Origin of the sequence: Streptomyces sp. NPDC052012, from assembly GCF_040689265.1 — a bacterium.
Taxonomy (GTDB): domain Bacteria; phylum Actinomycetota; class Actinomycetes; order Streptomycetales; family Streptomycetaceae; genus Streptomyces.
In genome coordinates this window covers 172203-191568 of record NZ_JBFAXA010000001.1, presented here as the reverse complement: position 1 = coordinate 191568, position 19366 = coordinate 172203, and the positions used below count along the sequence as shown (strand labels likewise).

The window sequence follows — 19366 nt, the reverse complement described above, 5'->3', positions numbered from 1 at the left end:
GCCCCCACATGCTCCGCCGCAGACTCCGACTGGTCACCGCCGCCCTCGCCGCGGCCGTCCTCGCCCCACTGACCCCCACCGCGACGGCCGCGCCCGCCGCCGCCACCTGCCCGGTGAAGTCCAAGCCGACCGGCAAGGTCCTCCAGGGCTACTGGGAGAACTGGGACGGCGCCGCGAACGGCGTCCACCCGCCCTTCGGCTGGACCCCGATCACCGACTCCCGCATCCCCGCCCACGGCTACAACGTGATCAACGCGGCCTTCCCGGTCATCCGCTCGGACGGAACGGCCCTGTGGGAGGACGGCATGGACACCGACGTGAAGGTCGCGACGCCCGCGGAGATGTGCGCGGCGAAGGCGTCCGGCCAGACGATCCTGCTCTCCATCGGCGGCGCGACGGCGGGCATCGACCTCAGCTCACAGGCGGTGGCGGACCGCTTCGTCGAGACGATCGTCCCGATCCTGAAGACCTACAACTTCGACGGCATCGACATCGACATCGAGACCGGCCTGGTCGGCAGCGGCAACATCAACCAACTCTCGCCCTCCCAGGCGAACCTGATCCGCATCATCGACGGCGTCCTGGCCCGCATGCCGTCGAACTTCGGTCTGACCATGGCCCCGGAGACCGCCTACGTCACCGGCGGCAGTGTGGTCTACGGCTCGATCTGGGGCGCGTACCTGCCGATCATCAAGAAGTACGCGGACAACGGCCGCCTGTGGTGGCTGAACATGCAGTACTACAACGGCAGCATGTACGGCTGCTCCGGCGACTCCTACTCCGCCGGCACCGTCGACGGCTTCGTGGCCCAGACCGACTGCCTGAACAAGGGCCTCGTCGTCCAGGGCACGACGATCAAGGTCCCCTACGGCAAACAGGTCCCCGGCCTCCCCGCCCAGCCCGGCGCGGGCGGCGGCCACATGTCCCCGGCCCTGGTCTCCCAGGCCTGGAACCGCTACAACGGCGCCCTCAAGGGCCTGATGACCTGGTCGATCAACTGGGACGGCTCGAAGAACTGGACTTTCGGCGACAACGTCAAGTCACTCCAGGGCCGTTGAGCGCTACCGGGGCGTGAACGCGAGCTTCGCCCCCAGCGCCACGAACGACCCGGCGAAGCTCCGCCGCAGCCAGGTCATCACCCGGGGCCGGGAGACGACCTGGCTGCGCACGGAGGCGGCGAGGACGCCGTACCCCGCGAACACGACGAAGGTCACCGCCATGAACACACCGCTCAGCACGAGCATGCGTGCCAGGGCGTTCGGCTCCCCGCGGTCCACGAACTGCGGCAGAAAGGCGAAGAAGAACAGGGTCAGCTTCGGATTGAGGATGTTGATGAGCACGCCCCGCGCGATCACCCGCGCGGCCGGGACGTGTGCGGCGCTCTCATCCCGGTCCACCGCGATGGCCTCCCGGTCCCGCAGCGTGGCCCACGCCATGTACAGCAGATAGGCCACCCCCGCGTACTTGAGGATCTGGAACGCCGTGGCACTCGCGTGCAGCAGCGCGGCGACCCCGGTGACGGTGGCCAGCATGTGCGGCACGATCCCGAGCGCGCAGCCGAGCGCGGCGACGACACCGGCCCGCCGCCCGCGCGACAGCGCCGCGGCGAGGGTGTAGACGACACCGGTCCCGGGAGTAGCGACGACGACAAGGGTGGTCAGCAGAAACGCGATACTCATACCCCCGACCCTGCCGCCCCACCACCCCCGCCCACAGGACCACTCACCCCCCGGCATCGGGGACCAATCCCCGAACGGGCACCAACGAGAACGCCCACCCCTCAACCGACCGAGTCGGGTGGTGGGTGGGCGAGGTCGGAGGTCCAGGGGGCGGAGCCCCCTGGTACGGCACCGTCAGACGGACGTCAGCAGCCCAGCAGACGCGACGCCAGGTACCCCTCGATCTGGTCCAGCGACACACGCTCCTGCTTCATCGAGTCGCGCTCACGCACGGTCACCGCGTTGTCGTCCAGCGTGTCGAAGTCCACGGTCACACAGAACGGCGTACCGATCTCGTCCTGCCGCCGGTAACGCCGCCCGATCGCACCGGCGTCGTCGAACTCGATGTTCCAGTGCTGCCGCAGCGCCTGCGCGAGCCCCTTCGCCTTCGGCGACAGCTCCGGGTTGCGCGACAGCGGCAGAACGGCCACCTTCACCGGCGCGAGCCGGTGGTCGAGCCGCAGCACCGTCCGCTTCTCCATCTTGCCCTTGGCGTTCGGCGCCTCGTCCTCGACGTACGCGTCGAGCAGGAACGCGAGCATCGCCCGGCCCACACCGGCCGCCGGCTCGATGACGTACGGCGTCCAGCGCTCCCCGGCCTCCTGGTCGAAGTAGGAGAGGTCCTGGCCGGAGGCCTTGGAGTGGGCGCCCAGGTCGTAGTCGGTGCGGTTGGCGACACCCTCCAGCTCGCCCCACTCGTTGCCGCCGAAGTTGAAGCGGTACTCGATGTCGGCGGTGCGCTTGGAGTAGTGGGAGAGCTTCTCCTTCGGGTGCTCGTACCAGCGCATGTTCTCCTCACGGAGACCCAGGCCGGTGTACCAGTTCCAGCGCTGCTCCATCCAGTACTCGTGCCACTTCTCGTCCTCGCCCGGCTTGACGAAGAACTCCATCTCCATCTGCTCGAACTCGCGGGTCCGGAAGATGAAGTTGCCCGGCGTGATCTCGTTGCGGAACGACTTGCCCATCTGGGCGATGCCGAACGGCGGCTTGCGGCGCGAAGTGGTCTGCACCTGGGCGAAGTTGGTGAAGATGCCCTGTGCGGTCTCGGGGCGCAGGTAGGCGATGGAGCCGCTGTCCTGCGTCGGGCCGAGATGCGTGGACAGCAGACCCGAGAACTGCTTGGGCTCGGTGAACTGGCCCTTGTTGCCGCAGTTCGGGCAGTTGACGTCCGCGAGGCCGTTCTCCGGGACACGGCCGTGCTTGGCCTCGTAGGCCTCCTCCAGGTGGTCCGCGCGGAACCGCTTGTGACAGGAGGTGCACTCGGTGAGCGGGTCCGTGAAGGTGGCGACGTGGCCCGAGGCCACCCACACCTCGGGGGCCAGGATCACGGACGAGTCGATACCGACGACGTCCTCGCGCGACGTCACCATGTAGCGCCACCACTGGCGCTTGAGGTTCTCCTTGAGCTCGACACCCAGGGGCCCGTAGTCCCAGGCGGCCCGCTGACCGCCGTAGATCTCACTGCAGGGGAATACGAAGCCACGGCGCTTGCTCAGGCTGACGATGGTGTCGATCTTGTCGGCGGCCACGGTGCTCTCTTCATTACGACGACGGGCGACGAAGCGAGATGCTTCCAGCGAATGCTTCAGGTTACCGGCGCGGCCTGCCCCTCGACCAAATCGGGACCCCGTTGAGTGCCCCCTGCAACTGCTCCCACCTGCTTTGTTGACAACGGTTTCCATCTTATTTGAAAATGAGTGTCATGAACGTACGACGACGCCTCATACCCGCGGCCGCTCTCACCGCGGTCACCGCTCTCGGCCTCGGCACCCTGACCGGCTGCGCCGGCGACAGTGCCGCCGCGGGCGACACCGAGAAGTTCGACGTCGTCGCCTCCTTCTACCCGATGGCGTTCCTCGCCGAGCAGATCGGCGGCGACCACGTGAACGTCACCAGCCTGACCCAGCCCGGTCAGGAGCCGCACGACCTGGAGATCAGCGCCAAGCAGACCGCGCAGCTCGAGGAGTCCGACGCGGCGCTCTACCTCAAGGGCCTGCAGCCCTCCGTCGACGAGGCCATCGGCCAGTCCGGAGTGAAGACGAAGATCGACGCAGCGACCCTCACCTCCCTCGAGGAGCACGGCACGGAGGTCGGCGGCCACGCCGAGGAACACGCCGACGAGCACGCCGAGGAACACGCCGACGAGCACGAAGGCCATGACCACGGGCACGAGGGCGAGGGCGGCAAGGACCCCCACATCTGGCTCGACCCGGTGAAGTACGCCGAGGTCGCCGAAGGTGTCGGCGCGGCGTTCCAGAAGGCCGACCCGGATCACGCGGCCGACTACAAGAAGAACACCCAGGCCCTGGTCAAGAAGCTGACCGCCCTCGACGGCACGTTCCGCACCGGGCTGGAGAACCGCAAGTCCGACGTCTTCATCACCACCCACGCCGCCTTCGGCTACCTCGCCGAGCGCTACGGCCTGATCGAGGAGTCCATCACCGGTCTCGACCCCGAGTCCGAGCCCAGCGGGGCCCGGGTCAAGGAGCTGTCGAAGGTGGCCGGGGAGGACGGCGTGAACACCGTCTTCTACGAGACGCTCGTCAGCGACAAGACCGCGAAGACCCTCGCGGCCGACGCCGGCCTGAAGACCGACGTCCTCGACCCCATCGAGGGCATCACGGAGAAGTCCCGCGGCGACGACTACTTCCAGGTGATGGAAGCCAACCTCAAGGCTCTCCAGTCGGCCCTGGGAGCCAAGTGAACGACCCGAAGGAGGACGGCATGACCGAGCCCGTCATCACCCTGCGCGGCGTCCGCGCGGAGCTGGGCTCGCGCCCCGTCCTGCGCGGCATCGACCTCACCGTGCGCCACGGTGAGGTCGTCGCCCTGCTCGGCGCCAACGGCTCCGGCAAGTCGACGGCCGTCCGCAGCATCATCGGCCAGGTGCCGGTCAGCGCCGGCGAGATCGAGCTGTTCGGCACCCCGCGGCGCCGCTTCCGCGACTGGGCGCGCGTGGGCTACGTCCCGCAGCGCACCACGGCCGCCGGCGGCGTCCCGGCCACGGTGACCGAGGTCGTCTCCTCGGGCCGCCTCGCCCGCACCCGCTTCGGCGTCTTCCGCAAGGCCGACCGCGAGGCCGTGACGCACGCCCTGGAGCTCGTCGGCATGGCGAACCGGGCCAAGGACCCGGTCGACGCCCTCTCCGGCGGCCAGCACCAGCGCGTCCTGATCGCCCGCGCGCTCGCCGCCGGACCCGAACTGCTGATCATGGACGAGCCGATGGCCGGCGTGGACCTCGCCAGTCAGGAGGTCCTCGCCGAGACGCTGCGGAACCAGGTCGCCGAGGGCGCCACCGTCCTGCTCGTCCTGCACGAACTGGGCCCGCTGGAGCCGCTGATCGACCGGGCGGTCGTCCTGCGCGACGGCTGCGTGGTGCACGACGGCCCGCCGCCGAAGGCCGTCGGCCAGCACGCGCTGCCCGGCCACGACCACGTCCACCCGCACGCACCGGCGGGCGCCGAACCGATCCGTACGGGACTGCTGAGCTGATGGAAATCCTGAACTACGCCTTCATGCAGCGGGCGCTGCTGGCGGCCGTCCTGGTCGGCATCACGGCCCCCGCGGTCGGCATCTACCTCGTCCAGCGCCGCCAGGCCCTCATGGGCGACGGCATCGGCCACGTGGCGATGACCGGCGTGGGCCTCGGCTTCCTGCTGTCCTGGTCGCCGGTATGGGTGGCCACGCTGGTCTCGGTGCTCGGCGCGGTCCTGATGGAACTCATCCGCTGGTACGGCCGCACGCGCGGCGACATCGCCCTCGCCATGCTGTTCTACGGCGGTATGGCGGGCGGCGTCATGCTCATCAACCTCGCGCCCGGCGGCTCCAACGCGAACCTCACGTCGTACCTCTTCGGCTCGCTCTCGACCGTCTCCGAGTCCGACGTGACGGCCATCTGCGTCCTGGCCGCCTTCGTGGTCCTGGTCACCCTCGGCCTGCGCCGCCAGCTGTTCGCGGTCAGCCAGGACGAGGAGTTCGCGCGGGTCACCGGCGTCCCCGTGCGGCTGCTGAACCTGCTCACGGCCGTGACGGCGGCGGTGACGGTGACGGTCGCGATGCGGGTGGTGGGCCTGCTGCTGGTGAGCGCGCTCATGGTCGTACCCGTCGCCGCGGCCCAGCAGCTCAGCCGCAGCTTCGCCGCGACGTTCGCCATCGCCGTCGCGATCGGCGTGAGCGTGACCCTCGGCGGCACGGTCACCTCGTACTACCAGGACGTACCGCCCGGCGCGACGATCGTGCTGCTGACCATCGCCGCGTTCATCGCACTGACCGCGCTGGCCACCCCGCTGGCCCGCCGCCGCGCCCGTGCACTGGCCGCGGCACACCCCACGGGAGATCCCGCCGAGTGCACGATTCCGGCCACCCGGAAGTCCGGCGACGGGGTCGGCGTCTGATCGACGTCCGACTCCTCTCTGCCCGGGCTGGCACAATGGCCCGGGCAGTAGCAGAGGCGAGGAGGCAATCCGGTGACGACCGCAGGACCGCCCGTGAAGGGCCGCGCCACCCGGCAGCGTGCCGCAGTGGCGGCTGCGCTCCAGGAGGTCGACGAGTTCCGCAGCGCACAGGAACTCCACGACATGCTCAAGCACAAGGGCGACTCGGTCGGTCTCACCACGGTCTACCGCACCCTGCAGTCCCTCGCCGACGCCGGCGAGGTCGACGTCCTGCGCACCGCCGACGGCGAATCCGTCTACCGCCGCTGCTCCACCGGCGACCACCATCACCACCTGGTCTGCCGCAGCTGCGGCAAGGCGGTGGAGGTCGAGGGCCCCGCGGTGGAGAAGTGGGCAGAAGCCATCGCCGCCGAACACGGCTACGTCAACGTGGCCCACACGGTGGAGATCTTCGGCACGTGCGCGGAGTGCGCGGCGGCGGGCAAGGGCTGAGGGGCCGCGAGGACGGTACGCCTTCCCGCCCCATGGGGGTGATCTCATGGGGCGGGATTGTGCTGGCGGGGGTGGGGGTCAGAAGACGTTCAGCGTCGCGGTGACCGTGTTGCCCGCCGGCCGCACAAGCTGGAAGTTCCTCACGATCTCTTGGTCCAGCCCGTCCACAGTGCTGGTGCAGGTCAGAGTGGCGGTCGCCGGGGTGCCCGCGCCCGGCGGCACCGGGCTCAGCTGGATTCCGCTGTAACTGGCCCTGGATGCGGCCGCGTTGATGGCCGTACTGTCGGTCCCCGCGACGCCCGCCGAGACGGACAGACTGGTCGGCACGAATTCCGCGCCGAACCTGGCGCAGCTCACCGTGCCCCGCAGGACCACCAGGTCGCTGTTCGGATTGGCGGAGGCAGCCGTGGTCGCCGCGACCGGGAAGGCCAGGGCCGCCGCGAACACGCCCGCGATGGCTCCCCGGTAGATCCTCTTCTTCCTCCTGTTTCCTGAGCTAATTGCCATCACGGCCTCCCATTTTGGGTTGCGAAAGGGTGCCGAGGGTGCCCGCCGGGAGTCGCCGACTACAGCCGTGCGGCCCCTTTTCCCAGGCGTCGAAACACCCTCACCACCACCCTCACGCAGCTCTCACCCGGATGCAAAAGATAGCCCCTGACCAGGGAGAACAGTGAACGGTCAACCATCTGGCGGCTTGACCCGACGGAACGTCAGTCACCGTCGCCAGGGTGCTCGTCCTGCCCATCTCCCGTGACGGACCGGCCCGTTGCACCCGCGTCGGCCTCGTTCGGGATGGCGCCGCCGAACCGCCGGTCGCGGGAGGCGAATTCGACGCAGGCCCGCCACAGGTCACGGCGGTCGAAGTCGGGCCACAGGACGTCCTGGAAGACCATCTCGGCGTATGCGCTCTGCCAGAGGAGGTAGTTGGAGACGCGCTGCTCACCGCTGGGGCGCAGGAACAGGTCCACGTCCGGCATGTCCGGGTAGTAGAGATACTTCGCGAACGTCTTCTCTGTCACCTTCGACGGGTCGAGCCGGCCCGCGCGCACATCCTCCGCGAGGGCCTTCGCCGCGTCCGCGATCTCCGCACGCCCGCCGTAGTTCATGCAGAAGTACAGCGTCAGCCGGTCGTTGTCCTTGGTCTGCTCCTGTGCGACCTGGAGCTCCTTGGCGACCGACTTCCACAGCTTCGGCATCCGCCCGACCCACCGCACCCGGATCCCCAGCTCGTCCAGCTGGTCCCGGGTCTTGCGGATGAAGTCACGGTTGAAGTTCATCAGGAAGCGCACCTCGTCCGGCGACCGCTTCCAGTTCTCGGTGGAGAAGGCGTACAGCGAGATCGCGCCGACACCCATCTCGAGCCCGCCCTGGAGCACGTCCAGCACCCGCTCGGCACCGACCTTGTGCCCCTCGGTCCGCGGCAGCCCGCGTTCCTTGGCCCAGCGGCCGTTGCCGTCCATGACGATCGCCACATGGTTCGGGACCAGCTCCCCGGGGAGCTTCGGCGGCCGCGCGCCGGAGGGGTGCGGTTCCGGCGTCCTGTACTCCCGGCGCTGACGCCCCAGGAACCCGCGTACGGCCATGTGTCTCTCGTCTCCTCTGTTACTTCCGCTACTGAGCGCTACTTCTCGACATACCGGAGCGAGCGCAGCCCCCGCTCCAGATGCCAGTGCAGGTACGCGGACACCAGCCCGCTCCCCTCCCGCACATACCGCGGCTCGCACGCGTCCGCGGTCTCCCAGTCTCCCGTGAGCAGCGCACCGAGGAGTTCCAGGGTCTGCGGGGAGGGTACGACGCTGCCGGGCACCCGGCAGTCGACGCAGACGGAACCGCCCGACGCGACCGAGAAGAACCGGTTCGGACCGGGCATCCCGCACTTCGCGCAGTCGCCGAAGCTGGGGGCGTACCCGTTGACGGCGAGGGAGCGCAGCAGGAACGCGTCGAGCACGAGAGCGGGAGCGTGCTCACCCCGGGCGAGGGTCCGCAGGGCCCCCACCAGCAGCAGGTACTGCTGCACCGCCGGCTCCCCCTCGTGATCGGTGAACCGCTCGGCGGTCTCCAGCATGGCCGTACCGGCGGTGTACCGTCCGTAGTCGCTGACGATCCCGGCACCGTACGGCGCGATCGTCTCGCTCTGCGTACACAGCGGCAGCCCGCGCCCGACCAGCTCACTGCCCTTGGCGAAGAACTGCACGTCCACGTGCGAGAACGGCTCGAGGCGCGCACCGAACTTCGACTTCGTCCGGCGCACGCCCCTCGCCACGGCGCGTACGCGCCCGTGACCGCGTGTGAGCAAGGTGATGATCCGGTCCGCCTCACCCAGCTTCTGGGTGCGCAGCACGATGCCGTCGTCGCGGAACAGACTCATGACACCCATTGTCGCCTACGTTCACGGCACCTCACCGCGACTGCGGGCATTGGCATACGCCGTCGCCGCGCGCAGCCGCTCGGCGGGCGTCGCCTGCCGTACGGCACGGGGGTCGGCGTCCCACTCCTTGCCACCGCCGTACGGCCTGAGCTGGACGTAGGGCCCCTGGTGCCCCATGACGACCCCGACCCGTTCGCTCCGGGTGTCCACGACGAGGGCTCCGACGGGCGGCTTCACCGCACCACCGCCGCGAGCCGCTGCGCCGTCTGCACGGAACACCGCCCCAATTCCACGAGCGGACAGGGCGCTTCCCGCGCAAGACTCACCGGGTCCACCCCGAGTGACGGCAGAGTAATTCCGGCCTTCGCGAGTGCCGCCCGCAATTCCTTCACCACTTCCTCCGCTTCTTCGACGCAGAGCGCCGAGTGTCGTGCCGTCACGGTGATCCCCTCCCTTTTCGACTTTCACTCTTCACACCCCCACGGTGACGCTCCGCGCCTACACTCGGAAGGGTTTGCGCACTACAACTGCCGGGCTGCACAAAGGGGTTGATCAATGGCCAACGGTTCGCGCCAGGCGGCGTGGGAGTTCTTCGGTGCGGAACTGAAGCGACGGCGGGAGGACGCCGGATTCACGCAGGTGGAGCTGGGGTCGCGGGTGTTCGTGTCGGGCGGCTATATCGGCCAGTTCGAACAGGCCATTCGGAAACCTCAATTGGATGTAGCCCAGCGGATCGACGAGGTGCTGCAAAGCGACGGTATTTTCGAGCGGTTGTGCAGACAGCTGATTGATGATCGGCGGTATGCGGATTACTTCGCAGAGGTGGTGGAGCTGGAGAGGCTGGCAACCAGGCTCTGTGAGTTCGCGCCCACGCTGGTTCCGGGACTGCTCCAGACGGCGGCGTACGCCCGGGCCGTAACCGTAGCCGCCAATCCATTCGTCACCGACGAGTACATCGAGGAAAAAGTCACGGCCCGACTGGAACGGGCGCGCATCCTCAAGGACGCTGCAAGGCCCGAGTATTGGGTCGTCCTGCACGAGACGGTGCTACGCATCCCGGTCGGCGGGCCGGGAGCCATGGCCGGACAGCTGGACCACATCGCCCGGTTGATGCGCGAGCGCCACGCGGTAGTGACAGTGCTGCCCTACGCGGTGGGAGCCCACCCCTCCATGGGCGGCATGCTGACGCTCATGGACTTCGACGACGCGCCGCCCATCGCCTATACAGAGACGTCGTTTTCGGGAACGTTGGTCGACGACCCGGGCGTGGTGAAGCGAGCACAGCGCGCCTACGATCTGCTCAGGGTCGCCGCGCTGTCGCCGGAGGCGTCCCTTGCCCTGGTCGAGTCGGCGGCGGAGGACTTCAGACGATGCGCGAGTACGACCTGAGCGAAGCCCGCTGGCGCAAGAGCACGTACAGCAACGGCGAGGGCGGCAGCTGCGTTGAAGTCGCCTCCGAAGTCCCCGGTGTCGTACCCATCCGGGACAGCAAAGTGGACGGCGGACCGGTGATCGTCGTCGGGTCGGCTGCCTGGGCGGAATTCATACGTACCGTGTCGTGACCGAGGGGCCCTACACGCCCCTGGCGGCCACCGCCGTGCGGACCGGCACCCTCTGATCGGTGGTGGCCAGGCGCAGGCCCAGTTCCACGAGGGTCCAGCCGAGGCGGCTGCGGAGGTGCTGCCGGGCCCCCAGGGCGAGTCGGTGGGTCTCGGCCTCCGCCTGGAGCTCGGCGGCGCGCAGGTGGTGCAGGGCGAGATGGGTCTCGGGATGCATGGTCGGCCGGCCTCTCAGTCCGTGTGGATGGGCATGACGTGGGAGTGGACGCGCACCTGCTCCGCATCCGGGGTGCCCTCGGCCGGGGCCAGGGCGCGGTAGCTCTCCACGAGGTCGTGCATCTTGTCGATGAGTTCGCGGGCCAGCTCGGGCGTGAGGCTCAGCGTCCAGTCACTCGCGTCCCAGGTGCGCTGCCACGCCTCGGACCAGTCACCCCGCGTACCGAGGAAGGTCGAGAGTTCACGGGTGTGCTGGTTGGCGACCTCGTGAAGGAGCAGGTCGGCGGCTCCACGCACTTCGGGATCCCCGTCGTTGAGCAGGGCCTCGTCGTACTGCACGCCCATATGGACCGCCCTCCACCATCGCTCCCTGCCCTTCCCGTGCTCCGGCGCGTCCTCCACGAAGCCGTGCGTGGCGAGCTGACGCAGGTGATAGCTGGTCGCACCGCTGGACTCGCCCAGTTTCGCGGCAAGTTGGGACGCGGTGGCCGGGCCGCCTCGGCGCAGGGCGTTGAGCAGCTGCATGCGCAGGGGATGTGCGAGTCCACGCAGCGAGCGGGCGTCGAGACTGTGGACCGGTTGCAGATCCTGGGGCTCGTTCATGGGGACGACTCTAGACATGCAAAGAACTCGTTGCAAGGGATTCTTTGCAACGAGTTCTTTGTACGTCGGCTACCGGCCTCTACGCCCGCCCCCTCGCCCTCTCATACCTGCACGCCACGGCCCGGAACGCCTCCTTCGGCTCCCAGTGCCAGTCCGATGCCGGGTCGTCCGGGTCGTCCTTGAGGGTCTTGGTGATCGCGTATGTCGCCATGTCGAGGTCGTGTCGCGGGTTGTCCGGGCGGTGCGGGGCATCCGCGGAGATGAACTCGAAGACCATCGCCGCGTACAGGCCCATCGACTCGAAGACGTCCAGCAGGTCCGTCACGTACTCGGCCTGCACGCGCTCGCTGCGGACCAGGTTCCCCTTGATCTCCGGGGGCTGCTTCTCGTGGTCGACCACGTCCCAGCCCATGCCGCCCGCCTGCGGGGCGCCGACGTACGCGCACGTGCCGAACTCCGTGATGGCGAGCGGCTTGCCCCAGGCCAGGTAGCGCTTCAACTCCCTTACGTAGTCCTGCCGTCGGGGATGGAAGGAGTAGTAGTCGATGCCCACCACGTCGAACAGGCTCCAGTCGACCTGGTCGTCCTGAGCCGCCGCGTAGCTCAGTCGGCCCCCGAAGACCGAGCGGCCGACCTTCGCCGCCCGCGCGGTGAAGCGGTCCAGGCGGCGCTGCGCCGACTCCCAGTCCACCGTGCCGTTCTGGATGTTCTCGATGCGCTCCACCGCCGTCTCCCCCGGGATGATCCCCGGCACGAACAGCCAGAACTCGCAGCCCACGCTCAGCTCGACACTCGCCCCGTGCCTGCGCAGTCGCTCGGCGAACCGGCCGGTCTCCGCGAGGTGTTCGAGGATGTCCCGCTGCGGTACGTCGCCGAGGGTCGGCTGCAGCCAGACGTGCAGGCCGCGTTCGGCGGCCTCCGCCGCCGTGGCGGTGAGGCGTTCCACCCCGTCGCCGGTGACGTCGAGCGTGTCGGCGTGCAGGTCGTCGCGGATGGCGCGGACGTCCGCCCGCATGCGGCGCGCACTCCACTCGGTGCCCGGTGTCTCCCCCGCCCCGACCGTGTAGACGACGCCGTGGCGGCGCAGGCCCCGGCGAGACGTCGAGCCGGTCGCCGCCGCCCTCGTCGTCGCCGCTCCCGCCCGTCCCGCAGGTCCGGCCGCCCCGGCCAGTCCCACCGCCGCCGCACCCGCCAGGAAGCGCGCCCTGCTGATGCCTGCCCTGCGCTGTGTGTTCCCCGTGTTCTCCATACGGCCACCGTGGCCGACCCCGGCCCCCTTCCGCTGTCGGCCGTCGGTCTACGGCACCGCGCCGAAGGTAGCCGCCCACCGCCCCCTTCCGCACCGCTCGTCGGACCGGACGATGAACTGTCGATGGCTCCTTTGGCGTGACGTTTCGCCCCCGCCGCAACCGGCCATCCCCTCCACGCTCTCCTCTTCTGCACAACCGACACCTCTGGGTGAGGAGACCGCCATGACCGCCACCACTTTCGAGTACCGCGACGGCGACTACCTGCTGCCCCCGCCGAACCCGGCCGACCGGATGGACCTCGACCTCGACGTCGACCTCGGCATCGACCCGCGCGACCGCCGCCGTCTGGAGCTGCACGCCGCGCTGACCGCCGCCGGTATCCCGCCCCGGCCCGAGGACCGCGAGGCCATCGACAGCCTCAGCGCGCTGTCCGGCAGCATCAACACCACGATCCAGCGCTGGCTGCATCACACCCTCTGATCACACCTCCAGAGGATGTCCCTCTAGGACGGGAGCCTGCGGAACTCGATCGTCTCGTACGGTCCGGCCGCCCCCGTCTCGTACAGGATCCCGGCCGTCCGGCCCTCGTCGTCCAGCGGCACCAGGTCCGAGTACGCCGCCGGCCGCCCGCTGAGCGTCACCTCCTTCCGGAAGGTCGACCCTCCGTCCCTGCTGCTCCAGACCGCCATCGCCTCTCGGGTCGTGGGGACGGAGGGTGCTGAGAAGAGCAAGGGGGCTGCGGATCCCCGTAGTTGGAGCACGCTCCCCTGCACCACCGGCGCGTCGCCCAGGCTCGGCTGTGGTGCCAGGGGGCGTACCAGGCTCTCGCCGCCGTCCGCCGAGTGGGCGTCCAGGCGGTGGCCGGGGGCCGAGCCCTGCTGGTCGCGGGCGTTGAAGTAGACGCGGCCGTCGGGGAGTTGGGCCGCCGTCTGCTCCTTCGCGTTGTGGCGGCCGTCGTACTCGGCGTCGATGTAGCCCAGGCGCCAGGTGTGGCCGCCGTCGTCGCTGAGCAGGGCGTGGGCGCCGTAGTAGCGGGGTTCGCGGCCGGTGTCGGACGAGCCGGGGGGTGGGGCCGCGGAGTGGTTCGCGGGGACGATCAGGCGGCCGGCGTGGGGGCCTTCGGTGAGGGCCAGGGCGTGTCCGGGGCCCGTGGCGTACCAGCGCCAGCCCGGCGGCTTGACCCGGTCGGTGATCTCGCGCGGCGGGGTGAACGTGCGGCCGTCGTCGCCGCTGTGCTGGACGAACACCCTGCGGCCCCGCTCCGGCGGCACCTCCCCCCGCATGATCTGCGCCTCCGTCACATCGCCGGCGTTGGAGCAGGTGACCAGGACGACCGTGCCCGTGCGCGGGTCGATCACCGGGGCCGGGTTGCCCCGGGTGTCGCCGTTCCCGGCGGCGACGACGGTCAGCGGGCCCCAGGTGCAGCCGCCGTCGAAGGAACGGCGCACCACGACGTCGATGTCGCCGGTGTCGCCCACCCCGTCCCGTCTGCCCTCGGCGAAGGCCAGGATCGTGCCCCGCGGGGTGCGGACCGTCGCCGGGATGCGGTACGCCGTGTAGCCGCCCGCCCCGGAGACGTACGGGACGGAGGACGTGCAGCGCGGTGCGGCGGGGGCGGGCGGGGCGGCGAGCGGGGTCAGCAGGGCGGCGGCGGTGAGGACGAAGGCGTGCAGGGGCAGGGGCATGGAGGTCCCTTCGGCGGAGCTGACATGATCGTCGTCCGTCACAGCGTCCCCGGTGCCACCAGCCCCGATTCGTACGCCACGATCACCAGCTGGGCCCGGTCCCGTGCCTCCAGCTTGCCCATCATGCGGCTCACGTGGGTCTTCGCGGTGAGCGGGCTCAGCCCCAACGCCTCGGCGATCTCGGTGTTGTTGAGCCCGCGTGCGACCAGGGTGAGCACCTCGCGCTCCCGGCCGGACAGGCACTCGGGACCGGCGGCGACGGACGGTGCGGGGCTGCGCAGGAACCGCTCGATCAGCCGTGCCGTGGGCCCCGGTGAGAGCAGTGCGTCCCCGGCCGCGACCGTGCGGATGGCGTCGAGGAGCTCGGCGGGCCGGGTGTCCTTGACCAGGAAGCCGGAGGCGCCGGCGCGTAGCGCGTCCACGATGTTCTCGTCGGTGTCGTAGGTGGTGAGGACGAGGACCTTCACCCCGGCGAGGTCGTCGTCGGCGGCGATGCGGCGGGTCGCCTCGATGCCGTCGAGGTCGGGCATGCGGATGTCCATGACGACGAGGTCGGCGCGGCGGGCGCGGGCGAGGTCGACGGCCTCGCGGCCGGTGGCGGCCTGGCCGACGACCTGCATGTCGGCGGCCGACTCGACGAGCATGGCGAACGCCTCCCGGACGAGGGTCTGGTCGTCGGCGAGCAGCACGCGAATGGTCATCGGGTCCCTCGGGTGGCGTCGGTGGTCGTCAGGGGCAGGGTCGCGGTCACCTGGAAGCCGCCGTTCTCGCGCGGTCCGGCGTCGAGCGTGCCGCCCACGCTGCGGGCGCGCTCGCGCATGCCGACCAGCCCGAATCCGGGGGTGCCGCCGGGGGTGGGGCCGGTGCCGTCGTCGCTGACCGAGACGTGCAGGGCACCGTCCTGTTCGCGCAGGGTGACCTGGACGGACGGCTCGGGTCCTGCGTGCCGGACCGCGTTGGTCAGCGCCTCCTGCACGATGCGGTAGGCGGCGGCGCCGACGGCGGGCGGGACCGGTCCGAGCCGTACGGTCTGCTCGACGCGGGCGCCGGCCAGGCGTGCGGCCTCCACCAGGTCGGACACGCCGTCGAGGGCGGGGAGGGGGCCACGGCCGTCGGGGGCGGTGCCGGCCTCGCGGAGCACCTCCAGGGTGGTACGGAGCTCGCCACGGGCCGTGCGGCAGGTCTCGGCGATGTCGTCGAGGGCCTTGGCGACGGTCCGGCGGTCGAGCCGCTCGGGGTCGGCGGCCAGGACGTGTGCGGCGACGGAGGTCTGCACGCCGATGAGGGTGATGCTGTGGGCGAGCAGGTCGTGCAGGTCGCGGGCGATGCGCAGGCGTTCCTCGGCGACGCGGCGGCGGGCCTCTTCCTCGCGGGTGCGTTCGGCGCGTTCGGCGCGTTCGACGATCGCGGCGACGTACTGGCGGTAGAAACGCACGTCGATGCCGACGAACAGCACGACGACCACCCAGCCGGAGATCCTCAGCAGTTCCACGGCCTGGTGGGTGTTGACGACGACCATGATGGTCAGCGGGACGGCGAGCACGATGCCACCCGTCACCAGGGCCCGCAGCGGACGGCTGGTGACGGCGACGGTGTAGAGCGCGACGTACGCGGCCGGGGTGGGGGCGGCGTGGTTGAAGTCGAGGGCGTGGTACGGGCCGATCAGGACGACCACGGCGGCCAGGACGAGCATCGGACGGCGGCGCCGCCACACCAGGGGGACCTGGGCGGCGAGCAGCAGGGTCCAGCCGAGCGCGTCGGGGCGGCGCCCGTCGTCGGTGAGCAGGGCGACGACGATCGCGTGGGCGGTGGTGAGCAGGGCCAGGAGGGCGTCGTTGCGCAGGGCGTGCGGGGCGGTCAGCGGGTCGCGGTTGATCGCCGCCATGATCCGCTCGCCGACGCGGGGGCGTGGGGGTGTGGGCTGCGGTGCGGGGACCGCTGTCGTCGCTTCCTGCACGGGTGTCACGGGTTCATCCTCGGGGAGGAGGGCGCCCCTCCGGGAGGGAGGGGCGCCCCTTGGTGGGAACACGCCGGTCGCTACACCGGTTCCGGCTGCCGTTCCTGCCCTTCCGGCCGGGCCGGCTCCGGGGTCCGGGAGAGCCGGCCCGGCCACCACATGCGGCGGCGCAGCAGCACGCTCGCGGTGGTCACCAGGTAGGTGCGCACCAGGAACGTGTCGAGCAGGACGCCGACGGCGATGACGAAGCCGAGTTCGACCAGCGGGACCAGCGGCAGGGTGGTGAGCACGGCGAAGGTCGCGGCGAGCACGACGCCGGCGGAGGCGATGACACCGCCGGTGGTGCGCAGCGCGGTGAGCGCGGCGGCCTCGGGTTCCGCGCCGTTCAGGGACTCCTCGCGCATCCGGTGCATCAGGAAGATGCCGTAGTCGACGCCGAGGGCGACGAGGAAGACGAAGGACAGCAGACCGAGGCCGGGGTCGGTGCCCTGGAATCCGAACAGCGGCTCGAAGACCAGTCCCCCGATGCCGAGGGCCGCGCCCCACACCGCGACGACCGCGGCGAGCAGCAGCAGCGGTGCGACGAGGCTGCGCAGCAGGGCGACGAGGATGACGAACACGGCGGCCAGCACCAGCGGCACGATCACCTTGCGGTCCCGGGCCTCGCTGTCGGCGAGGTCGAGTTGCTGGGCGCTGGGCCCGCCGACATGGGCGCCGTCGTCGTGGAGCGCGTCGCGCAGGGCGACGATGGTCCTGGTCTCGCCCTCCGATTCCGGGGCCGCGGTGGGGAAGACGGAGATCTCCGTCCAGTCGCCGCCCGTGCGTCCGGCGGTCGCGTCGGCGACCCCGGTGGTGGTGCGGGCCTGTGCGAGGACGGCGTCGGCGCGGTCGGCGGGGGCCATGACCGTCACCGGGCGGCTGCTGCGCTCGGGGTACTCCTCGGCGAGGGTGCTCATCGCGGTGATGGACTCCGGCCGGTCGGTGAAGGAGTCCTCCTGCTTGAGGTCGCCGCTGAGGTTGAGGGTGCCGAGCGCGAGCGCGCCGAGGAGGAGGGCGCCGCCGGTGAGGACGGCGGCGGGGCGGCGGGCCGCCGAGGTGCCCATGGCGGCGAACAGCGAGCGGCGGGCCTTGGGTTCGCTGCCGAAGGCGGGGATCAGCGGCCAGAACACGCGCCGTCCGAGCAGGACGAGCACGGCGGGCAGCAGCGTCGTCATGGCGACCAGCGCGGCGAGGACGCCGACCATGCCGACGGGTCCCATGCCGCTGCTGGAGTTGAGGTCGGCGGCGAGCAGGCACAGCAGTCCGGCGGCGACGGTGCCGGAGGAGGCGAGGATCGCCGGCCCGCAGCCGCGCAGGGCGGTGCGCATGGCGTCGTACGGCCGCTCGTGGCGGCGCAGTTCCTCGCGGTAGCGGGAGACGAGCAGCAGCGCGTAGTCGGTGCCGGCGCCGAGGACGAGCACGGTCATGATGCCGCCGCTCTGCCCGGTGATGGTGACGTCGAACAGTTCGTGCAGCCCGTACGCGGCCGCCATCGCCAGCGCGGCGGCGACACCCGCGACGGCGAGCGGCACCACCCACAGGAACGGGCTGCGGTAGATCAGCACGAGCAGCACGGTGACGACGCCGAGGGTGGCGAACAGCAGGGTGCCGTCGATGGTCTCGAACACCTTGCCCATGTCGGTGTTGAGGGCGCCCGGCCCGCCGACCTCGACGCTGAGCCCGCCGCCGCCCTCGGCGATCTCGCGCACCCCGTCGACGAAGGCGTTGCGGGCCTCCTCGTCCTGCCCGGGCTCGGTGCTGGAGACCGGGTACATGAGGGTGCTGCCGTCCTCGGACGGAATGCCGCGCGGCTCGTTCGCGAGCTCGTAGGCGCCGTCGACCTCGGCGACCTGCTCACCGGCGGCCCGCTTGTCCTCGGCGGTCAGTCCGCCGTCCCGGTGGTAGACGAGCACCAGGTCGGTGGACTCACCGCCGGGCAACTGGTCCTGGATGCGGGCGACCTGGGTGGAGTCGGCGCTGTCGGGCAGGTAGTCGACGGCGCGGTTCTGCTGCACGTCGCTGAACTTCCCGGCGAGCGGCCCGAGTACCACGAGTGCGGCCAGCCACAGGCCGACCACCACCCAGGGCACCGCACGCCGCCTCCGCGAAAGTGTCCTTTCGGCCCCCATGAGACGGGCCTCCCTCCGGTTCGGGTGTCTGGGACGGTCTCCAGACTCCCGGCACGCGGGGGCCGTTTCGTCGGACGTGGGGGCGAGTTGCCGGGTACTGCGACGGGCGGTGCGGGGGCGGGAGTACTCCCCCGGGAGTACTCGCTCCCGGGCCCGGGAGGAGGTCCGCCCGGCTCACGGCTCGGAAGCCTGCCCGGCTTACGGCGCGGAGGCTCGCCCGGCTTACGACGGTGTGCGGGCCGCCGTCAGCAGGCGGTGCACGTCGTCGGCGCAGATGGTGAGGGCCGCGCCCACCGTGGCGAGGGCGTCGCGTTCGGCGGGGGTGTAGGGGCCGTCGGCGAGGGCGATGCGGGCGCCCTGGAGGAGGATCGATTCGCGGCCGGGGGCGGCGAGGTGCGGGGCGAGCGGGTCGAGGGCCTCGTGGAGTTCGATGGCGAGGCCGGCCGCGCAGGGCTCCCCGGTGAACCGGCCGGTGTCGGCCGCCAACGCGTCGACCAGCGCGGCGAGTTGTTCCTCCGTGCAGTCCTCGAAGCCGGCCGCGCGCACGCCGGCCGCGGCCGTCTCCAGGGCGGCGCGTGAGCCGGTGCCGCCCGCGGCGAGGACCGCGAGGGCGACGGTGTGCACGGCGTCGCGGAGCATCGCGGAGAAGCGGGTGGTCGTCGGGTGGTCGAGGACGTCGGTGCCGAAGTGGCGGCGGCAGGCCGCGCATTCGACGACCGGGCCGGTCTCACCACGCGGCAGCACGGGCACGCCGAGGAGGGCGAAGCGGCGCTGTCCGGTGAGCCGCTGGTAGTTGCGGTCGCCGCCGCAGCCGGGGCAGAAGAACTCCCCGTCGCCGACGGGTGTCCACGAGGTGCGGCTGCCCAGGAGGCGCGCAAGCCTGGCGGCACGGCCGTTCGGTCCCCGTCCTGGCAGCACGTCGCACCTCCATCAGCCACAGCATCGTCGCCGCGCTT

General features: G+C 70.8%; 23 protein-coding genes. 8 read left to right on the top strand and 15 right to left on the bottom strand.

The genetic code is table 11. The features are described from left to right. Positions 1-8 precede the first annotated feature (8 nt). A complete protein-coding gene (locus tag AB0412_RS00840; RefSeq protein ID WP_366400277.1) occupies positions 9-1058 on the top strand; it encodes a chitinase in 1050 nt (349 codons plus the stop codon). Between the two features lie 3 nt (positions 1059-1061). On the opposite strand, the gene AB0412_RS00835 is transcribed toward AB0412_RS00840, so the two are convergent. Further along, the gene (locus AB0412_RS00835) at positions 1062-1679 is read right to left on the bottom strand and encodes a LysE family translocator (RefSeq protein ID WP_366400276.1); all 618 of its coding nucleotides are present in this window, start codon (positions 1677-1679) and stop codon (positions 1062-1064) included. Between the two features lie 185 nt (positions 1680-1864). Next, positions 1865-3247, bottom strand: a complete 1383-nt coding sequence (locus tag AB0412_RS00830; RefSeq protein WP_366400275.1) for a glycine--tRNA ligase — start codon at positions 3245-3247, stop codon at positions 1865-1867. Between the two features lie 173 nt (positions 3248-3420). Between AB0412_RS00830 and AB0412_RS00825 the strand changes: the two genes are divergently transcribed. The 4 genes from AB0412_RS00825 to AB0412_RS00810 all read left to right on the top strand — a co-directional run bounded on the left by AB0412_RS00825 (position 3421) and on the right by AB0412_RS00810 (position 6604). Then, positions 3421-4422: a metal ABC transporter substrate-binding protein gene (locus AB0412_RS00825; RefSeq protein ID WP_366400274.1), complete on the top strand. Its 1002-nt coding sequence runs from the start codon at positions 3421-3423 to the stop codon at positions 4420-4422. Between the two features lie 20 nt (positions 4423-4442). Further along, positions 4443-5210 (top strand): metal ABC transporter ATP-binding protein, encoded by a 768-nt coding sequence (locus AB0412_RS00820; protein ID WP_366400273.1) that lies wholly within the window; start codon positions 4443-4445, stop codon positions 5208-5210. Continuing rightward, positions 5210-6112 (top strand): metal ABC transporter permease, encoded by a 903-nt coding sequence (locus tag AB0412_RS00815; protein ID WP_366400272.1) that lies wholly within the window; start codon positions 5210-5212, stop codon positions 6110-6112. Before AB0412_RS00820 ends, AB0412_RS00815 begins: the two co-directional genes overlap by 1 nt. A gap of 72 nt (positions 6113-6184) precedes the next feature. Beyond that, a complete protein-coding gene (locus tag AB0412_RS00810) occupies positions 6185-6604 on the top strand; it encodes a transcriptional repressor (RefSeq protein ID WP_366400271.1) in 420 nt (139 codons plus the stop codon). Positions 6605-6682: 78 nt separating this feature from the next. Here AB0412_RS00810 and AB0412_RS00805 read toward each other — a convergent pair whose 3' ends face one another. The 5 genes from AB0412_RS00805 to AB0412_RS00785 all read right to left on the bottom strand — a co-directional run bounded on the left by AB0412_RS00805 (position 6683) and on the right by AB0412_RS00785 (position 9412). Beyond that, a complete protein-coding gene (locus AB0412_RS00805; RefSeq protein WP_366400270.1) occupies positions 6683-7111 on the bottom strand; it encodes a hypothetical protein in 429 nt (142 codons plus the stop codon). A gap of 203 nt (positions 7112-7314) precedes the next feature. After that, the gene (locus AB0412_RS00800; protein ID WP_366400269.1) at positions 7315-8187 is read right to left on the bottom strand and encodes an isoprenyl transferase; all 873 of its coding nucleotides are present in this window, start codon (positions 8185-8187) and stop codon (positions 7315-7317) included. 38 nt (positions 8188-8225) lie between these two features. After that, complete coding sequence (recO, locus tag AB0412_RS00795; protein ID WP_366400268.1) at positions 8226-8972, bottom strand: DNA repair protein RecO; 747 nt, start codon at positions 8970-8972, stop codon at positions 8226-8228. A gap of 21 nt (positions 8973-8993) precedes the next feature. Further along, positions 8994-9209: a hypothetical protein gene (locus AB0412_RS00790; RefSeq protein ID WP_366400267.1), complete on the bottom strand. Its 216-nt coding sequence runs from the start codon at positions 9207-9209 to the stop codon at positions 8994-8996. Then, positions 9206-9412 (bottom strand): hypothetical protein, encoded by a 207-nt coding sequence (locus AB0412_RS00785; RefSeq protein WP_366400266.1) that lies wholly within the window; start codon positions 9410-9412, stop codon positions 9206-9208. The genes AB0412_RS00790 and AB0412_RS00785 overlap by 4 nt, the downstream gene beginning before the upstream one ends. A 115-nt stretch (positions 9413-9527) precedes the next feature. Here AB0412_RS00785 and AB0412_RS00780 point away from each other — a divergent pair, with 115 nt between their 5' ends. Next, positions 9528-10361: a helix-turn-helix transcriptional regulator gene (locus tag AB0412_RS00780; RefSeq protein WP_366400265.1), complete on the top strand. Its 834-nt coding sequence runs from the start codon at positions 9528-9530 to the stop codon at positions 10359-10361. Continuing rightward, positions 10343-10534 (top strand): DUF397 domain-containing protein, encoded by a 192-nt coding sequence (locus tag AB0412_RS00775; RefSeq protein ID WP_366400264.1) that lies wholly within the window; start codon positions 10343-10345, stop codon positions 10532-10534. The genes AB0412_RS00780 and AB0412_RS00775 overlap by 19 nt, the downstream gene beginning before the upstream one ends. 10 nt (positions 10535-10544) lie before the next feature. Here AB0412_RS00775 and AB0412_RS00770 read toward each other — a convergent pair whose 3' ends face one another. The 3 genes from AB0412_RS00770 to AB0412_RS00760 all read right to left on the bottom strand — a co-directional run bounded on the left by AB0412_RS00770 (position 10545) and on the right by AB0412_RS00760 (position 12599). Continuing rightward, entirely contained in the window at positions 10545-10748 is a 204-nt protein-coding gene (locus AB0412_RS00770) for a hypothetical protein (protein ID WP_366400263.1), read from the bottom strand. Positions 10749-10762: 14 nt separating this feature from the next. Continuing rightward, positions 10763-11350: a winged helix-turn-helix domain-containing protein gene (locus AB0412_RS00765; protein WP_366400262.1), complete on the bottom strand. Its 588-nt coding sequence runs from the start codon at positions 11348-11350 to the stop codon at positions 10763-10765. A gap of 79 nt (positions 11351-11429) precedes the next feature. Then, positions 11430-12599, bottom strand: a complete 1170-nt coding sequence (locus AB0412_RS00760; RefSeq protein ID WP_366400261.1) for an abortive phage infection protein — start codon at positions 12597-12599, stop codon at positions 11430-11432. A 223-nt stretch (positions 12600-12822) separates the two neighbouring features. Between AB0412_RS00760 and AB0412_RS00755 the strand changes: the two genes are divergently transcribed. Further along, a complete protein-coding gene (locus AB0412_RS00755; RefSeq protein WP_366400260.1) occupies positions 12823-13080 on the top strand; it encodes a hypothetical protein in 258 nt (85 codons plus the stop codon). A 23-nt stretch (positions 13081-13103) separates the two neighbouring features. On the opposite strand, the gene AB0412_RS00750 is transcribed toward AB0412_RS00755, so the two are convergent. From AB0412_RS00750 to AB0412_RS00730, 5 genes are all read right to left on the bottom strand, one after another. After that, the gene (locus AB0412_RS00750; RefSeq protein ID WP_366400259.1) at positions 13104-14285 is read right to left on the bottom strand and encodes a sialidase family protein; all 1182 of its coding nucleotides are present in this window, start codon (positions 14283-14285) and stop codon (positions 13104-13106) included. A 38-nt stretch (positions 14286-14323) separates the two neighbouring features. Continuing rightward, complete coding sequence (locus AB0412_RS00745; RefSeq protein WP_366400258.1) at positions 14324-14986, bottom strand: response regulator transcription factor; 663 nt, start codon at positions 14984-14986, stop codon at positions 14324-14326. Next, complete coding sequence (locus AB0412_RS00740) at positions 14983-16170, bottom strand: histidine kinase (RefSeq protein ID WP_366400793.1); 1188 nt, start codon at positions 16168-16170, stop codon at positions 14983-14985. The genes AB0412_RS00745 and AB0412_RS00740 overlap by 4 nt, the downstream gene beginning before the upstream one ends. 152 nt (positions 16171-16322) lie before the next feature. After that, positions 16323-18410, bottom strand: a complete 2088-nt coding sequence (locus AB0412_RS00735; RefSeq protein WP_366400257.1) for an MMPL family transporter — start codon at positions 18408-18410, stop codon at positions 16323-16325. A gap of 222 nt (positions 18411-18632) precedes the next feature. Then, a complete protein-coding gene (locus tag AB0412_RS00730; RefSeq protein ID WP_366400256.1) occupies positions 18633-19328 on the bottom strand; it encodes a TerB family tellurite resistance protein in 696 nt (231 codons plus the stop codon). Positions 19329-19366 lie beyond the last annotated feature (38 nt).

Bases quoted from the DNA above. Each gene is read 5' to 3' on its own strand.
- AB0412_RS00840 (WP_366400277.1), top strand. From the start codon at position 9: ATGCTCCGCCGCAGACTCCGACTGGTCACCGCCGCCCTCGCCGCGGCC.
- AB0412_RS00835 (WP_366400276.1), bottom strand. From the start codon at position 1,679: ATGAGTATCGCGTTTCTGCTGACCACCCTTGTCGTCGTCGCTACTCCC.
- AB0412_RS00825 (WP_366400274.1), top strand. From the start codon at position 3,421: ATGAACGTACGACGACGCCTCATACCCGCGGCCGCTCTCACCGCGGTC.
- AB0412_RS00820 (WP_366400273.1), top strand. From the start codon at position 4,443: ATGACCGAGCCCGTCATCACCCTGCGCGGCGTCCGCGCGGAGCTGGGC.
- AB0412_RS00815 (WP_366400272.1), top strand. From the start codon at position 5,210: ATGGAAATCCTGAACTACGCCTTCATGCAGCGGGCGCTGCTGGCGGCC.
- AB0412_RS00805 (WP_366400270.1), bottom strand. From the start codon at position 7,111: ATGGCAATTAGCTCAGGAAACAGGAGGAAGAAGAGGATCTACCGGGGA.
- AB0412_RS00800 (WP_366400269.1), bottom strand. From the start codon at position 8,187: ATGGCCGTACGCGGGTTCCTGGGGCGTCAGCGCCGGGAGTACAGGACG.
- recO (WP_366400268.1), bottom strand. From the start codon at position 8,972: ATGAGTCTGTTCCGCGACGACGGCATCGTGCTGCGCACCCAGAAGCTG.
- AB0412_RS00780 (WP_366400265.1), top strand. From the start codon at position 9,528: ATGGCCAACGGTTCGCGCCAGGCGGCGTGGGAGTTCTTCGGTGCGGAA.
- AB0412_RS00775 (WP_366400264.1), top strand. From the start codon at position 10,343: ATGCGCGAGTACGACCTGAGCGAAGCCCGCTGGCGCAAGAGCACGTAC.
- AB0412_RS00770 (WP_366400263.1), bottom strand. From the start codon at position 10,748: ATGCATCCCGAGACCCATCTCGCCCTGCACCACCTGCGCGCCGCCGAG.
- AB0412_RS00765 (WP_366400262.1), bottom strand. From the start codon at position 11,350: ATGAACGAGCCCCAGGATCTGCAACCGGTCCACAGTCTCGACGCCCGC.
- AB0412_RS00760 (WP_366400261.1), bottom strand. From the start codon at position 12,599: ATGGAGAACACGGGGAACACACAGCGCAGGGCAGGCATCAGCAGGGCG.
- AB0412_RS00755 (WP_366400260.1), top strand. From the start codon at position 12,823: ATGACCGCCACCACTTTCGAGTACCGCGACGGCGACTACCTGCTGCCC.
- AB0412_RS00750 (WP_366400259.1), bottom strand. From the start codon at position 14,285: ATGCCCCTGCCCCTGCACGCCTTCGTCCTCACCGCCGCCGCCCTGCTG.
- AB0412_RS00745 (WP_366400258.1), bottom strand. From the start codon at position 14,986: ATGACCATTCGCGTGCTGCTCGCCGACGACCAGACCCTCGTCCGGGAG.
- AB0412_RS00740 (WP_366400793.1), bottom strand. From the start codon at position 16,170: ATGGCGGCGATCAACCGCGACCCGCTGACCGCCCCGCACGCCCTGCGC.
- AB0412_RS00735 (WP_366400257.1), bottom strand. From the start codon at position 18,410: ATGGGGGCCGAAAGGACACTTTCGCGGAGGCGGCGTGCGGTGCCCTGG.